18 protein-coding genes are annotated in these 16,164 nt (G+C 31.2%); 16 read left to right on the top strand and 2 right to left on the bottom strand.

What is annotated here, in order from left to right:
• The first annotated feature begins 78 nt into the window (after window positions 1-78).
• From ACLRVU_RS14645 to ACLRVU_RS14635, 3 genes are all read left to right on the top strand, one after another.
• Window positions 79-687, top strand: coding sequence for a R3H domain-containing nucleic acid-binding protein (locus tag ACLRVU_RS14645; protein ID WP_238135178.1), 609 nt, complete (start codon window positions 79-81; stop codon window positions 685-687).
• A gap of 70 nt (window positions 688-757) precedes the next feature.
• Window positions 758-1,318 carry an aminoacyl-tRNA hydrolase gene (gene pth, locus ACLRVU_RS14640; protein ID WP_238135177.1) on the top strand — a complete coding sequence of 187 codons (561 nt, stop codon included), beginning with the start codon at window positions 758-760 and terminating at the stop codon, window positions 1,316-1,318.
• Window positions 1,319-1,427: 109 nt separating this feature from the next.
• Window positions 1,428-2,204 (top strand): HAD family hydrolase, encoded by a 777-nt coding sequence (locus ACLRVU_RS14635; RefSeq protein ID WP_238135176.1) that lies wholly within the window; start codon window positions 1,428-1,430, stop codon window positions 2,202-2,204.
• Between the two features lie 88 nt (window positions 2,205-2,292).
• Here the strand turns inward: ACLRVU_RS14635 and ACLRVU_RS14630 are convergent, their stop codons facing one another.
• The gene (locus tag ACLRVU_RS14630) at window positions 2,293-3,540 is read right to left on the bottom strand and encodes an IS110 family transposase (RefSeq protein ID WP_238135175.1); all 1,248 of its coding nucleotides are present in this window, start codon (window positions 3,538-3,540) and stop codon (window positions 2,293-2,295) included.
• Window positions 3,541-3,860: 320 nt separating this feature from the next.
• On the opposite strand from ACLRVU_RS14630, the gene ACLRVU_RS14625 reads away from it, so the two are divergent.
• The 6 genes from ACLRVU_RS14625 (at window position 3,861) to ACLRVU_RS14600 (ending at window position 9,183) form a co-directional block, all read left to right on the top strand.
• Window positions 3,861-5,276, top strand: a complete 1,416-nt coding sequence (locus tag ACLRVU_RS14625) for a 4Fe-4S dicluster domain-containing protein (RefSeq protein ID WP_238135174.1) — start codon at window positions 3,861-3,863, stop codon at window positions 5,274-5,276.
• A 102-nt stretch (window positions 5,277-5,378) separates the two neighbouring features.
• Window positions 5,379-6,095 (top strand): DUF554 domain-containing protein, encoded by a 717-nt coding sequence (locus ACLRVU_RS14620; protein ID WP_238135173.1) that lies wholly within the window; start codon window positions 5,379-5,381, stop codon window positions 6,093-6,095.
• 86 nt (window positions 6,096-6,181) lie between these two features.
• Window positions 6,182-6,829 (top strand): DJ-1/PfpI family protein, encoded by a 648-nt coding sequence (locus ACLRVU_RS14615; protein WP_238135172.1) that lies wholly within the window; start codon window positions 6,182-6,184, stop codon window positions 6,827-6,829.
• A gap of 72 nt (window positions 6,830-6,901) precedes the next feature.
• The gene (locus ACLRVU_RS14610) at window positions 6,902-7,507 is read left to right on the top strand and encodes a hypothetical protein (protein WP_238135171.1); all 606 of its coding nucleotides are present in this window, start codon (window positions 6,902-6,904) and stop codon (window positions 7,505-7,507) included.
• 99 nt (window positions 7,508-7,606) lie between these two features.
• Window positions 7,607-8,095 carry an RNA polymerase sigma factor gene (locus ACLRVU_RS14605; RefSeq protein WP_238135170.1) on the top strand — a complete coding sequence of 163 codons (489 nt, stop codon included), beginning with the start codon at window positions 7,607-7,609 and terminating at the stop codon, window positions 8,093-8,095.
• On the top strand, window positions 8,095-9,183 hold the full coding sequence (locus ACLRVU_RS14600; RefSeq protein ID WP_238135169.1) for a hypothetical protein: 1,089 nt from the start codon (window positions 8,095-8,097) through the stop codon (window positions 9,181-9,183). The genes ACLRVU_RS14605 and ACLRVU_RS14600 overlap by 1 nt, the downstream gene beginning before the upstream one ends.
• A gap of 102 nt (window positions 9,184-9,285) precedes the next feature.
• Here the strand turns inward: ACLRVU_RS14600 and ACLRVU_RS14595 are convergent, their stop codons facing one another.
• On the bottom strand, window positions 9,286-9,441 hold the full coding sequence (locus ACLRVU_RS14595) for a hypothetical protein (protein ID WP_238135168.1): 156 nt from the start codon (window positions 9,439-9,441) through the stop codon (window positions 9,286-9,288).
• Between the two features lie 182 nt (window positions 9,442-9,623).
• On the opposite strand from ACLRVU_RS14595, the gene ACLRVU_RS14590 reads away from it, so the two are divergent.
• From ACLRVU_RS14590 to ACLRVU_RS14560, 7 genes are all read left to right on the top strand, one after another.
• Window positions 9,624-10,052, top strand: a complete 429-nt coding sequence (locus ACLRVU_RS14590; RefSeq protein WP_238135167.1) for a PTS sugar transporter subunit IIA — start codon at window positions 9,624-9,626, stop codon at window positions 10,050-10,052.
• Complete coding sequence (locus tag ACLRVU_RS14585; RefSeq protein WP_238135166.1) at window positions 10,049-10,525, top strand: PTS sugar transporter subunit IIB; 477 nt, start codon at window positions 10,049-10,051, stop codon at window positions 10,523-10,525. Before ACLRVU_RS14590 ends, ACLRVU_RS14585 begins: the two co-directional genes overlap by 4 nt.
• 13 nt (window positions 10,526-10,538) lie before the next feature.
• On the top strand, window positions 10,539-11,312 hold the full coding sequence (locus ACLRVU_RS14580) for a PTS mannose/fructose/sorbose/N-acetylgalactosamine transporter subunit IIC (protein ID WP_238135165.1): 774 nt from the start codon (window positions 10,539-10,541) through the stop codon (window positions 11,310-11,312).
• The gene (locus tag ACLRVU_RS14575; RefSeq protein WP_238135164.1) at window positions 11,305-12,138 is read left to right on the top strand and encodes a PTS system mannose/fructose/sorbose family transporter subunit IID; all 834 of its coding nucleotides are present in this window, start codon (window positions 11,305-11,307) and stop codon (window positions 12,136-12,138) included. Before ACLRVU_RS14580 ends, ACLRVU_RS14575 begins: the two co-directional genes overlap by 8 nt.
• Window positions 12,139-12,303: 165 nt before the next feature.
• Window positions 12,304-14,592 (top strand): pyruvate formate lyase family protein, encoded by a 2,289-nt coding sequence (locus tag ACLRVU_RS14570; RefSeq protein WP_238135179.1) that lies wholly within the window; start codon window positions 12,304-12,306, stop codon window positions 14,590-14,592.
• Window position 14,593: 1 nt separating this feature from the next.
• Complete coding sequence (locus tag ACLRVU_RS14565) at window positions 14,594-15,493, top strand: glycyl-radical enzyme activating protein (RefSeq protein WP_238135163.1); 900 nt, start codon at window positions 14,594-14,596, stop codon at window positions 15,491-15,493.
• On the top strand, window positions 15,494-16,144 hold the full coding sequence (locus tag ACLRVU_RS14560) for an HAD family phosphatase (protein ID WP_257317329.1): 651 nt from the start codon (window positions 15,494-15,496) through the stop codon (window positions 16,142-16,144). It abuts the gene before it with no gap.
• Window positions 16,145-16,164 lie beyond the last annotated feature (20 nt).

Raw genomic sequence — 16,164 nt, 5'->3', positions numbered from 1 at the left:
AAGAGAGGACACCTTTGATATTTCGAAGGTGTTTTCTTATGTGTGTTTTATATTAACAAATAATTGTGAGGATTAATTATGAGAAAGTTTACAGGAAAATCATTAGATGAATTATTAAAGAAAATTGCTGAAGAGGATAAATGTCCAGTAGAAGAAATCTCATATGAAATTTTAGAAGAAAAATCTGGATTTTTAGGAATGGGAAAAGAAATTACAATTTCTGCATTTACTAAAAAAGATATTAAAGATTTTATTTACGATTACATTATGGAATTTTTTGATAATATTGGAATGGATGTCGCATTAGAAATTTATGAGGAAGAAGAAAATTTCTATAAAGTTATATTAAATGCTTCAAACAATGCTGTATTAATTGGTAAAAATGGACAGACATTACAAGCAATCAATACTGTATTAAAATCAGCTGTATCAGGAACATTTAAAAAACGTATTTCAGTTTTAGTAGATGTAAATGGATATAAAAATGATAAATACAAAAAAGAATGTCAATTAGCAACACGTGTTGCTAAATCTGTAATTCGTACAAAAACAGATGCTATCTTAGATCCAATGCCTAATGATGAAAGAAAAGCAATTCACAATCATTTATCAGGATGGAAACATATTAAGACTGAATCTGAAGGTGAAGGAAGAGACAGACGTTTAAAAATTATGTATGTTGAATAAGAACTATCAAAAAGATAGTTCTTTTTTCTAGATAAAATGATAATATAATAATCGTATTAGGAGTGAAATAATGAAATTAATTGTAGGACTTGGAAATCCAGGAAGAGATTATGAAAAAACAAGACATAATACTGGTTTTATGGCTTTAGACTTAATTGCTAAAGAATTAAATATTAGTGTCACAAGTGAAAAATTTAAAGGATTATATGGAAAAGGAAATGTAAAAGGTGAATCTGTTATTTTATTAAAACCACAAACATATATGAATTTATCTGGAGAATCAGTAAGAGCAGTAATGGATTTCTTTAAAATAGATAAAAAAGATTTGTTAGTAATTTATGATGATTTAGATTTACCAGTTGGAAAAATAAGACTTCGTGCAAAAGGTAGTGCAGGAGGTCAAAATGGAGTAAAAAATATTATACAACATTTAGGAAATCAGGAATTTAACAGGATTCGTGTAGGAATTGGAAAAGATTCTAGAATTCCAACGGTTGATTATGTACTTGGAAAAACAAGAAAAGAAGATTTAGTAGAATATGAAGAAGCATTAGTAGATGCAAAAAATGCGGCTATTTATTTTATAAATCATGATTTTGATGAAACAATGAATCGCTTTAATAAAAAATAAAGCGATTCATTTTATTTTAAAAATAAATTTAAATTTTTGATAAAACAAAAATTTAAATTATAATGAAATTAAATTAAATATGATATACTTCATTTAGCGAGGTAATAATATGAATGTTAAAGCAGTGTTTTTAGATATTGATGGAACATGGTATGATCATAAAACCAATCAAATTTTTAAAGAAAATATAGAAGCAGTAAAAAAATTACAAGAAAAAGGAATTAAAGTAGCTTTATGTAGTGGAAGACCAAAAGAAATGGCTGCGGATCTTCATGTATTTGAAAATATGAATTGGGATGGTTATATTGGAGTAAGTGGTGGAGTAGTTCATGATGAAAATTTAAAAATCATTTATCGAAATACATATACACAAGAACAATTAAAAGAAATATTTAAAATTGCAGAAGAAAATAATTTTTGTTTATTTTCTTTTGGAGAATATGAATTTATGACAAAACCACTTAATGAAATTAGTCAGAAATTTATTGATCAATATCATTTAAAAACACCAGAAGTAAGAACATGGAAAGGTGAAAATTTAACTTATATAAGTGCACTGGGAAGAGATTTACCTGAACTTCAAGTTTTCAGAGGAATCGAAGGAATTCGATTTACAGCTTCTACCACTTATGTAATTGATTTTATTAAAGAAAATGTAAGTAAAGCAGAAGCAATAGATTTTCTAATGAATTATTGGGGAATTAAAGGATGTGATTATATTGCTTTTGGAGATTCAATAAATGATATTCCTATGATGCAGGCGGCTACATTAGGTATTGCAATGGGAAATGCAGAAAAAGAAACAAAAGATGCAGCAGATTTGGTAATTGGACCTGCTGATACACCTGCAATTGCGCAAGCATTAATAGATTTAAGATTAATTTAGGAGAAAAGTGTGAAACAAAACTAATGCATAATTGCATTATAAAAAAGACGGAAAAACCGACTGTTTGACGTTAGTTATCAATAAATAATTAATTTATTGATATTGAGGATATATCATATCCAGACTCTTGTAAGAATTTAAGAGCCAATTCGGGAGTAAGTTCTTTTTTAAAAGATTTAGTTTTATTGTATGTATCGATATCAGAAGGATTAAACACTTCTCCTGTAAGAATGATGTGATAAATGGATGTAAGAATCATTCTTGCGATTGCAATGATCGCCTTCTTATGTCCTCTGCGTTTTTTGATTCTTTCGTATTTAACTTTGTAATAAGGCTGAGTATTAGATTTGATTGCCGATAGTGCACATTGGACTAATAAAGGTTTTAGGTAAATTCCGGCCTTAGAGATACGAACGGATTTCTTCTTATTTGCAGATTCATTATTGGCAGGTGCTAATCCTGCCCAGCTGCATAGCTGTTTATCTGAATCAAATTGAGTCATATCAAGACCAATCTCAGAGACAATGATGATTGCAGATACAAAGGATATACCAGGAATTTCTAGTATATTTTTGAATTGATCGAAATAAGGAAGAATACGTTTTGTCATTTCAACTTCAAGGTCTTGAATATGTTTATCTAATTCTTCGATATGATTATAAGAGATATTCATTTTCATTCTCTGATCATTTTCTATTCTAGAGTCTTTTAAGGAATCTAAGACCTGCGTCGCTTTATCTTTTGCTTTCTTATTAAGCAAAGAAATGATTTTTTTATCGTCAATAATGGCAGAAGTAAGAACTTCCTTCATGATTGCTTTTGATGATTTACCAAAAACATCTGTAAGAACACTGGCTAGTCCAATATTAGAAACAGTCATACAGTTTTGATAACGATTGCGTTCAGAAGAACGCATATTAACTAATTTGATTCTATACCTGGAGAGTTCTCTCAATTCACGAATCTCTTTAGGTGGAATAAAGGAAAACTTAAGAAGATCATGTTTGAAAAGGTCAGCAATCCATTTTGAATCCTTCTTATCGGTTTTCTTGCCTTTGATGGCTTTGGTGTATTTAGGATGAACGATACCGACATTGATTTCATCCTCTAATACATTAAAAATTGGAATCCAGTATTTACCTGTAGATTCCATTGCAACGTCATAACAGTTATTGTCCTTGAGCCAATTCTTGAGTTTAAAAAGATCGGGATTTTGACTAGTAAAGGAACGTTGCAGATAAGTTGTAATATTATCCTGATTTGTAGTTGCTATAGTCGCAACGATAAGATCTTTGTGTACATCCATACCACAACAGATTTTGCGAACAATCTTCATAAAAACAAAACCTCCCTTAAAAAGGAAGGAATGGCATTGACTGCTATCTAGCTATTTTACTTAAGTTGATAAAATCAATGATAAGTGTTCAGGCTCTAAGTCCTACTTATTTGTGCTTGAAAAGATAGCGGCGACTTATATATATTCAGGATATTAACGTTAGATAACGAATTACCTACTCTCCTCGACGTGCTCTGTAGTGTACCACTCTTTCAAGATAAGGATAAAACAAAGCAGTAACACTATCAAGGTTAAAAGGTTAGTTTGTTTAATAACGTATTTGTGTCGCGCGACTTTAGGCGCGGGAAATGGAGAAATATATGAAAAGATTTGATACGAAAGTACAGTTATTAAAATATAAAGTATTGTGTGAAGTGGCTAAGCAGGCATGGAACGACACGTTGCTTGAAAATATTTTAGAAATCCCTAAAATGATTGTTCCTGGAAAACAATCTACAATGCGTTGTTGTGTATATAAAGAAAGAGCGATTTTAGCAGAACGTGTTAAGATGGCGATGGGGTTAGGAAAAGATGCGAATATTATTCAGGTAATTGATATTGCCTGTGATGAATGTCCAGCAGCAGGATATGAAGTAACCTCTTCTTGTAGAGGGTGTTTAGCACACCGTTGTGAAGAAGTTTGTAAACGTGGAGCTATTTCATTTGATCACAATCACGTAGCTCACATTGATAAAACAAAATGTGTAGAATGTGGTATGTGTGCAAAAGTATGTCCATTTAGTGCAATCGCCAATCGTAAACGTCCTTGCCAGAATGCATGTAAGGTAAAAGCGATTACAATTAATGAAGACAATGCGGCTGCGATCGATGAAAAGAAATGTATCCAGTGTGGAGCTTGTGTATACCAGTGTCCATTCGGTGCGATTACAGATAGATCTTATATCTTGAATGTAATTGATATGATTAAAAAGAGTAATAACAACCAGAATTACAAAGTATTTGCAATTGTAGCACCTGCCATTGCATCTCAGTTTACATATGCAAAATATGGACAGGTCGTAAAAGGATTAAAAGAATTAGGATTTGATACAGTCGTAGAAGCTGCGTTTGGGGCAGATATGGTAGCACTTGAAGAATCTAAAGAATTAAGCGAAAAAGGATTCTTAACAAGTTCTTGTTGTCCAGGATTTGTTTCTTATATTAAAAATGAATTCCCAGACTTGTTACCATTTGTATCTCACAACCCTTCACCAATGGCTGCCCTTGCAAAATACATTAAAACATTAGATGCTAGTGCTAAAGTAGTCTTTGTAGGACCTTGTACTGCAAAAAAAGCAGAAGCGCAGTTAGAAGAAGTAAAACCATATGTAGATGCGGTTATTACATTTGAAGAATTACAGGCATTATATGATAGTAAAGAAATTGATTTAACGAAGTTAGAAGATACACCATTAGATAACGCTTCTTACTTTGGAAGAATCTTTGCTAGAAGTGGTGGTTTAACAGAAGCGGTAGGACAGGCATTAAAAGAACAGAATATTGAGTTTGAAGTAAAACCAATCGTATGTGATGGAATTGAAGCATGTCGTATGGCTTTATTAAAGAAGAGAAAGAATGTATTAGATGGTAACTTTATCGAAGGTATGGCATGTATCGGTGGATGTATCGGTGGTGCTGGATGTTTAACACACGGAGATCGAAACAAAATGGGTGTTGAAAAACACGGTAAAGAAGCAAAAGATAAAGCAATTAGTGAATCTTTAAAAGGACTATAAAATGAAACGCTATCTTAGGATAGCGTTTTCTTTTGCCTAAAAGTGAAATTGACAAAATAAGTAAACAAACGTAGAATGTATTCATTCTAAGGGGATGATTATATGGGTACGATTATTAATACAGTGGCCATTATTATTGGTGGATTGTTTGGTATGCTATTTGGAAACTTTCTAAAGGAAAGACATCAAGAATCCTTAACAATGGCTTGTGGAATTAGTGTGTTATTTATTGGAATTTCAGGAGCACTTGAAGGAATGTTAAGTGTTGAAGGAAATGGTATCGTAAGTGCAAACTCTATGTTAATTGTTGTATGTTTAGCAATAGGAGCGTTAATTGGAGAAATCTTAAACATTGAAGATAAATTTGAACGTTTTGGAGAATGGCTAAAACAAAAAAGTGGAAACGCCAAAGACAAACGTTTCGTGGAAGGTTTTGTTACGGCATCCTTAACTGTATGTATTGGGGCTATGGCGATTGTAGGATCGATTGAAGATGGACTTACGGGAGATTATTCTATTTTAGCGATCAAAGCTATCCTAGACTTTATTATCATTATGGTAATGACAACTTCAATGGGAAAAGGAGCAGCATTCTCTGCGATTCCAGTATGTTTATTTCAGGGAAGTATTACATTACTTGCATCCTTCATTGAACCACTTATGACGCCACTTGCCTTATCTTATTTATCTCTTGTAGGAAATGTACTGATTTTCTGCGTAGGAGTAAATTTAGTATGGGGTAAAAAAGTACGTGTAGCAAATCTTTTACCAGGTGTAGTTATTGCCGTAATTATGGCATTTTTACCAATCTCATTTTAGACATCGAAAGATGTCTTTTTTATACTGTCAGTATAAATTATAAATTTTGTTTTTTGTTATAATGTTACTAGATAGGAGAAAATAAAATGAAAGCATTAGTTGTGTTATTTAATAATTTTTCTATGCAAGAGATTTCTTGTGCTACTGAAATTGTCGCTATTACTGGAAATAAAATGGATACATGTGCAATTCGTAAAGAATTAATCAGTACGGAGGATGGTTTTCATGTGATGCCAGATTACACTTTCGATGAAGTGTGTTTAAAAAATTATGACTGTGTGATTCTTCCAGGAATTGCTTATATGTTTCAAGAATTAAAAATAAAATCGTATGTAGATTTTTTATCTCAATTAAAAAATTATCCAGAGATATTAATTGCATCTATTTCTAGCTCTCCAGTATTTTTGGGAGCAGCTGGCCTTTTAGATGGGCATACATATTGTGGTGGTCTATATAATGAAATTATTGAAGATTTACCATTTATGCCAAAGGAAGGATTTGTTGAAAAAGCATGTCATAAGGATGGTAATATCATAACCGCAATTGGCTTTGCGTATAGAGAATTTGCCTTTATGATTGCAGATCACTTTGGATTAGAATTTGATAAAACGTACTTTGGACCATTAGAAAAAGACTTTTCAGGAATGCAATTATCTTGGGATATGGATGAAACAGTACTTAAGATTTGGAAGAATGATTTAAAGGATATCTTAGAAGTATATACGTGTAAATAAACTCTCTTTAGAATAGGAGAGTTTTGTTTTATATAGTATAATTTAAATAGAAAAGAGAGGAGTGAATCACAGATGAAAAGAATTTGGATTATATCACTTTGTTTTCTATTATTTGGGTGTGGAGTAGTAAAAGAAAGTGAAAAATATAAAGATTTAACAAAACAAGAAGTATTGCATGTTCACTCATTAGAAAAAGATTTTGATGTTGAAACGATGAAAAAAGACTATGAATTTAAGTATAATGCTTTTACTACCGAAGCAGAAAAAGAGAATTATGAGCTACATACAATTGTTTATCCAAAAGAAGCAACAAAAGAGGGAATGGATGAATTACAATTTATTATTGTGCTAGAAAGTGATGAAGAAGAATTTGTAAAGGATACAAGAATCTTGAATGTGATGTGGTCAGATCAATTTAATGTTGTGAATTCTTCCTGCTTTGTGTTCTATGAAGAAATTGGATATATTGCGGAAAACAACAAATTAATCTCCTCTTCAGAAGAAAATATACAGTTTGAGATTAATACAAAATCAAATGGCAAAAATATGGAATATGTAGTAATGATCATTGATGTTGAGAAAGAGGATGAACTAGGAACAGCAAACCTTGTAGCAGAGTATAAAAAAGATATAAATGCTCATAATTTGATTATCGTAGATACATATTTTGAATACTAAAATAAAAAGTAATAAAGATAGACAAATCGTTTATTTTTATTACTTTTTTTGTAATGTTTTACTTATATAATTGTTATATAGGTGAAAGGGCAAGTAAAGATGAAGAGAGATATAATAGAACAAATCTATCATAAATATCATAGAGCATTATTTTTATATGCATTTTCACTATGCCAAAATCGTCATGATGCAGAAGATTTAGTATCGGAAAGTTTTGTAAAAGCGTTCTTAAGTTATAAAGAAGGTAGTGGAAATATAAAAAATTGGCTTTTAGTTGTTCTTAAGAATCAATTTATTAATGAATATAAGAAAAAGAAACGCATTGTAGAATATCCGATTGAAATTATAGAAGATCCCTATGATGCACTAAAGCATTATATTAAAGAAGATGAGAAAAGATGGATGTATGCACAAATCTATCATTTGAAAGAACCAGAGAGAAGTGTACTTCTCTTAACAATACAATTTCATTTGAAAGATGAGGAAATTGCAAATTATTTACATTTAAGTGTTTCCAATGTTCGATTGATACGATATCGAGCAAAAGAAAAACTAAAAGAATTAGCCAGAAAGGAAGGGTACATATAATGGAAGACAAGTTTGAACAATTATTTGAACTAAAAGAAGATGAACAAATAGAAAAAAATATTATAGTTAGCATTAATAAGCGCATTATAAAAAATGTAGTTTTATCAATTATTACAATTCTATTAATAATAGTATCTGTATATTATGGAACGGATTTTATAGTACGTAAAACGAACTATGATCCATATTCAGAAAAATTTGCAGCACAGTTATATGAAAAAAGAGAAGGAAAATCCCTAAGTACGCAAGGTGAATATGCAAAAATAGATTGGTATTTAGACTATTATGATTTTTTGGTGAACAACTATGTAAGTATTTTTGGAAATGGTAAAGATTATAATAATACTATAAAAATTGAATATATTGGCTTTGGTAAATATATGATAGAAGGAAGTTGGGAAAACACTTTTTCAAATGACATAAATCAAAAAGATCCTGTAATGTATGCGATTGAAAAGTCAAAGATTCTCTTACCATTATATGGAGGTTATGAATTTGCATGTAATGAAGAAACGAGTGTTTGTGAATATGGCGGAAATATGGATACATGGAAAGAAAAGCAAAAGTATGAAATGATCGAAGAGGTAAGAAAGATGCCTGAATCCAGTGTATATGAAGTATATGTAACATATCGAAATCCAATTGCATTAAATAATTGGAATGAAAAAAATATTCCTTCTTATGAATATCGTTTTGTATTAACAAATAATCAAATGACTGGCGAACATATGGGATTTTCTTTTACGGGAATTGATGGATATTCTTATATAGAAACAATGGATGAGACACCAAGTTATCATATTAGCGGATTTGAAGGAAATACTTCGAATGATTTTTATGAGTATTATAAGACAAGACTTATGACTTTATTAAAACATGAGAATTTCTTGAAGGCATTGGATTTTCGATCAGAAAAAACGCATAAAGTATTGATAGAAGAGGAATTAGAAAGAATTGAAAAGAAAGAATTGGAAGTAAAAGGTTATTTGGCGCACGTATCCAAAGAGGAAATGTTAGAAATATTAAATGATGAAAATACATTTTATGTAAAAATTGAAGATGCGAAATATTCTATTTATGAGAAATAATTACACTAAAATTTCACTATTTTTCGCTAATTTAGTAGAGTGAAAAAGCAATAACAAGAAAGAAAAAGCCAAATTACGTATGTAACTTGGCTTTTTGAATTTTTAGAATGAAACAAATAACATGTATAAAACACCAGATAATAGTGTTAATGACAAAATAAACCTTCCTAAATTATAGGAGCGTCCTTGTTGCCACACTTCATGCTTTTTTCCATCTTCTACAAATTTTTGAGTTTTTCTTTTTAAAGTAGCTTTCATTTTTACTCCTCCTTTTTTTCATCTTCATTATATCAACAAACAATTCAATAAAGAGATGCTTAACATAAGATGCAAAAAAGCGGTATGACATGTAAAGACTAAGTAAATCGTATAATTAATTATCAAAATTATTACTTGGCACGAAATCTTGCTATATAAAAGGTGAACGAAAGGAGGATAAAATGAGAAGATATTATATTGCATCTCATGGAAAACTGGCTTCAGGAATGGTTTCAGCCGTTGAAATGATAACTGGAAGTAGTAAAGGATTAGTCAGTTATGATTTGTCGGAGTATAAATTACCAGATGCCATCTATGACGTTATGTATAAAGAAATAAATGAGAATCCTAATGATGAGTACATTATATTTACAGATTTATTAGGCGGAAGCGTACATAATAGTCTACTTTGTTTATGTAACAATAAAGATGTATATCTTATCTCAGGAATGAACTTGGGAATGATTTTAGAAGTTATTTTAAATGACAATTGTTGTGATATTTCAGAACTTATTGATAAATCAATTCAAAGTTCAGCAAAAAACACATTTATGCTAAATCATGAGCGAGTGAAGGGAATGAGCGAAGGAATAAAGGAGGGTTTTGAATGATTAAACAATTAAAAATTGATACTCGTTTATTACATGGGCAGGTTGCATTGATGTGGTGTGGGGTTCTAGATGTTGATGCGATTCTTGTTGCAAATGATGAAGTCGTTAATAATGATTTGATGAAATTAGGAATGAAAATGGCAAAACCTTCTCATGTAGGTATTGCTATAAGAACCGTAAAAGATGGTATTGCATTACTAAATAATCCAGCAAGCCATAAAAACAAAATAATGATTATTGTAAAAAATAGTGATGATGCTTTGGAAATTGCAGAATCTGTTAAGGGTATTGAATCATGTAATATTGGTGGAATGCGTAACATTGGTCAAGAAGATGGAAAAATGATTACAGCTCAAATTTGTTTAACACCAAACGATACAAATAATATTAAAAAGATTCAAGATTTTGGTATCGAGATTGATACTAGAACAGATCCTGCAGATACGAAAAGAAAATTTAATTCATTGATATAAGGAGGGATGATAGATGTTCGTTGAAGCGTTATTAGTAGGATTAGTTGTAGCTGTCTGCTTCTTTACTAACTATATGACAGGTCATACATTTACTGATAGACCAATCATTGTTGGTACATTGGTAGGGTTAGTGTTAGGTGATTTAGAGACAGGTATTATTTGCGGTGCATCCGCTGAATTAGTATTTTTAGGTTTAGTTAATGTTGGTAGTGTTCCATCAGATGTTACAAATGGTACAGCGATTGCTACAGCGTTTGTAATTTTAGCTGGTATGGAATTAGAAACAGCAATTACACTTGCAGTTCCTGCAGGGTTATTGATGGCTCAATTGCAAACATTAGTATTTACTGTTCGTAGTTTTACAAATCCTTGGATAGATAAGTGGGTTGAAAATGGTGAAGTTGAAAAAATTGGACCATTCTTATTTGTTGGACAAATTATTTATAGTTTATTAATTGGATCTTGTTCATTCTTAGTTGTGTTACTTGGAGCGGAAGCAGTAACAGAATTTATGAACTCAATTCCTGAAGTGATTACTGGTGGTTTAGGTGTTGCGACTGGATGCTTGGCAGCAGTTGGTTTTGGTTTATTGTTAAAGATGATGTGGAGCAAATCTTTAGCTGTTTACTATTTTATCGGATTTGTGCTAGCAGCTTACTTTAATATTCCAGTGTTAGGTATTGCAATTTGCGGTGTTTTATGGGGATTCGTATTATACAACATAGAAGGTAAAGATAAACACAAAGTCGAAGTAACAACAGACGAGGAGGTGTTATTTAATGACTAGCAAGAAAAATGGTATTTTCACAGTAAAATCTGAAGACAAAAAAATGATGAATTCTATTGTTTGGCGTTCGATGACTGCTATGGGAGGATATCAATGGGAAAAACAACAAGCATTGTCTTTCTTATATACAATGATACCAGTTATTAATCGATATTATAAAGATCCAAAAGATAGAATTGATGCATACAAACGTCATTGGGAACTATTTAATACAACACCACAGGTTGTTGGATTTATTACGGGGGTTGCAGCATCTATGGAAAAAGAAGCTGCTGAAAATCCAGATTATGATACTACATCAATTAACGCGGTTAAAGTTTCATTGATGGGGCCTTTAGCAGGTATTGGAGACTCTATTTTCTGGGGTTCATTAAAAGTTATTGCAACAGGAATAGCAGTATCATTTGGAGTTGCAGGAAGTATTTTAGGACCATTATTATATTTTATTGTTTATAATATTCCTTCAACGTTGGCAAGACATTTATTACCAGTTATTGGTTTCAATATGGGAACTGGTTTCTTACAAAATGCAGAAGAAAATGGAATTATGCGATTCTTAACTAAGGCAGCTACTATTGTTGGTTTAATGACTGTGGGAGGTATGACATATCTTAATGTATCTATGAAATTTGCATATCAATTCTCAATGAATGGTTCTGAATTCTATTTACAAAGCATTCTTGATGGAATTGCTCCAGGTATTTTACCATTAAGTTTAGTATTGGGTTGCATGTATTTCTTAAAGAAGAAAAACGTATCACCAGTTATATTAATCGTTATTTTACTAGTTGCATGTATCGCATTACACGCCGTTGGTATTGTGTAGTTTAGTTCTTGAATGGTAGAATGGGAAGAGAAAAGCGAGTATTTATATACGGTTAAATAATCATAATGTAATTTATATATCTCTGGATTTATGCCCTCAAGATGGAGTACTACACCCAAATTGAGGACATATTTCTTTAAAATACAGGAGGAAAAAGTGAGTAAAATGAATATAACATCAAGAAAAACAAATATTGAAATTAAATCAAAATTACCTTGTGAAAAACCACTACTAGAACAATTAGAAGTGATGGAAGAGTATACTAAAGTTCATAAGGAAACTGCAAATTTATCAAAAGAGGAAAGAGAAATTGCATGTCAAAGTGTCCTGTTTCCAAGAATGTTTAGAAAATTAATGAATGAGGATTTGTTTGTTGGACGATATGATGCATTACCAATTGGATTTGGTAGTGTGACATCTTTAGGTGGTGTTGCACATTATTGTCATAATTATAATTTAAATAAATTTAGAGAACAATTAGAAACAGAAGACTTGAAACAAAGAGTAGATGTTTTGGCGAATTATTGGGAAGCAGAAGATGTAAAGACAAAGTTTATGCATGATTATACAGATGGTGTTGTGAATACAATGGCAAATACAATTAATTGGACATATGCGCCTGTTTCATCTTTAACGCGAATCAGTGGTATGATGCTAGACTACAATAAATTAATGGATAAGGGAATTGTAGGACTTAAAAAAGAAATTAATGATCAATTAACAATAGATGTCGATAATCAATTCTATAAATGTTCTATAAAGGCGTTAGACCTATTTACTGTTTGTTGTGATGATTTAAAAGAAAAACTAGAAAATGAATTAGAAAGTTACAGCGACCCAAGAAAAAAAGAAATTCAAACCATTATTGATAGTTTAGGTCTTATTCGTACAGAACCACCAAAATCTTTCCATCAAGCTATGCAATTGTTCTGGTTATATGCAACTTTTGCGGGTGTTATTAACTACGGAAGAATGGATGATGTTTTGGGAGAATACTTGCAAAATGATTTAGATAAACAAGTGATTAGTTATGAACAAGCAAAAGCATATGTTAAAAATCTTTGGACGATGATTGAAAATAAGCGAACAACAGTGAACGGAAGAATCATTGTTGGTGGTAGAGGTAGAAGAAATCCTAAGGCGGCAGATACTTTTACGAGAATTGCTTTGGAAGTATGCCATGAATGCCGATACGTGGAACCACAATTTACTTTACGCTTATATGAAGATACACCAAAAGATATTTTTGATAAAGCGATGGAGTGTTTGGCAGATGGAGCAACATATCCAACATTATATAATGATGTTGTACATGTACCTGGACTTATGAATTGCATGCGTGTAAGTGAAAAAGAGGCTGAGCAATATGCGCCTTTTGGCTGTGGAGAAATGAATTTAGTCGGAATGACAGTTGGTACACCAAATTCAGTTATAAATTTAGCAAAAACTTTAAATATCGCTATGAATGCGGGTGTAGATCCTTTTGATAATGTATATAAGGCCGGTAGTCATAAAGTGAAATCTTTGAATGAAATCAAGACTTTCGAAGAGTTATTTGAAGAATTTGGTAAATTGATGGATTATTATGTAGATTTGTGCGTGGAAGCTCAAATTAATTCGTATAAAAATTTAAATGCAGAAGTTTCTTTCTTGTATAATTCGATTTTAATGAATAATTGTGTAACGAAAGGAAAAGCACTACTGGATGGTGGTGTTAAATATCTAGGAGGGTGCTGCGAAATTTTTGGTAATATCAATTGTTCAGACTCTTTATATGCGATTAAGAAATTAGTTTTTGATGATAAAAAATATACGCTTAAAGAAATTAATGATGCACTTTTGAATAATTTCAAAGATCAAGAAAAAATGCGTAAGGAACTGATAAATTGTAAAAAGTATGGTAATGACGAAGATGATGTAGATGAAATTGCTAATCGTGTATATGAAAGAGTTGCAAAGCGAATTTGGCAACAAGGGGTTGAACAAGGGTTAGATTATTATGGAATAGTTATCATTAATAACCAAACGAATACAGATTGGGGATTGCATACTGCCGCTACACCAGATGGAAGAACATTCGGTATGTATTTGAATCCATCGAATAATCCACAAGGTGGTGCTGATAAAAATGGTCCAACGGCAATGTTGAATTCGTTGACAAAGTTTGATGCAAAATATCATGTGGGTTCTGTACAAAATATTAAGTTTCAAAAAACATTCTTTAAGGAAAATATGGATAAGATTAAAATGTTGATAAAAACCTATTTTAAAAAAGGTGGATGTCAAGTCATGATTACTGTTGTTGATAAATATGCATTAGAAGATGCAATGATACATCCTGAGAAATATCCTAATTTGATTGTGCGTGTAAGTGGATTTAGTGCTGTATTTGTTAATTTAGATAGGGCTGTACAAGAAGAATTGTTATCTAGAACATTGTATGAAGGATTCTAATATGAATGTAAAAGCAAAGATGATGGAAATTGAACGATTTGCGATTCATGATGGCCCAGGTGTAAGGACAACAATTTTTTTGCAAGGTTGTCCTTTACAGTGCCCTTGGTGTGCTAATCCTGAATCTCAAACAACTGGCGAAAAATTGATGTATAACAAGAGCAAATGTATATTGTGTGGTACATGCGCAGAAAATTGTCCGACAAAGTCAATTCAATTTGTCAATGAAGAAATTGTAATCAATCGAAAAACATGTATAAATTGTAAAACTTGTGCTAAAAATTGTTTGGTTGATGCCATTTATTTCATAGGAAAAGAAAGTACAATTGATGAGATTATGGCTGTTATAATGAAAGACAAAGATTATTATGATGTATCAGGTGGTGGAATCACTATTTCAGGTGGAGAGCCATTCATGCAATATAACGCATTATGCGCTTTGTTAGATGCATGCAAAGAACAAGGGATTCATACGGCAGTGGAAACAACCGGTGATACAGATTGGGATAAAATTGAAATGATTCAAAATAAAATTGATTTATTTCTATTTGATGTAAAACATATAAATCCAGAAAAAATAAAAGAAATTACTAAAGGAAATGGAAATCGTATTTTAGAGAATCTTCGAAAATTAGCAAAAATAGATGCATCAAAAATTGTTATTCGTGTGCCAGTTATTCCTACATTTAATAATGATGAGATAACAATTCAAGGGATTATTTCTTTAGCTATTGAATTAGGCATACCAGAAATAAATCTATTACCATATCATAATCTTGGAAAATCGAAGTATGATCATTTAGGATTGTCATATCCAATGGGGAATTTGGCAATGATGAAAAAAGAAGAATTACAAAAGTATTATAGAAATGATATTATACATGTCAAAATAGGAGGCTAAATGAATAATATTAAAGTGGTTATTTTTGATATGGATGGACTTATGGTAAATACAGAACCTATGTATTTTCTGTTATTTAATTTAGTTGGTAGTAAATACAATTTTCAATTGTCATTTGAAGAGTATTGTAAGATAACAGGCTCTGGCCCTGACAATGCTGCAAAAGTCATTCAAAAATATCCGAAGTTTAAACATATTAAAGAAGGAGTTACCACAGATATGATAAAAGAATATTTCCCGTTGTTTTTTAAGAAACCTGGAGATGCGAATAAACCGGGCCTTAGAGAATTGTACGAATATTTAAAAAAGAATGATTATAAAATTGCAATAGCAAGTAATTCTTTTAAAGAAATTATTCAACAAGTATTACATTACTTAGGATTTGAAATGAAAATTGATGTGTTGATGACAGGTGAAGATTTACGCCCCAAACCAAATCCAGACATTTTATTAAAAATTGCAGAAAAACTAGATGTACAACCTTCTGAATGTTTAGTTTTAGAAGATTCTAGTGTAGGTATCGAGGCCGCAGTACGAGCGAATATGAAAGTGGGGTACATTCCAGATATCGCTTATGTTGATGGAGAAACAAGAAATCGTGCTACCTTTATTTGCAAAGATTTGGCTGAGGTTATTGCGTACTTAAAATAAAATAAGATGAGCATTTTGTA

It is taken from the genome of Beduini sp. (assembly GCF_047239305.1).
In the GTDB taxonomy this organism is placed as follows: Bacteria; Bacillota_I; Bacilli_A; order Erysipelotrichales; family Coprobacillaceae; genus Beduini.
The sequence above is the reverse complement of the archived record's forward strand: the minus strand, read 5'-3'. Positions and strand labels throughout refer to the sequence as shown.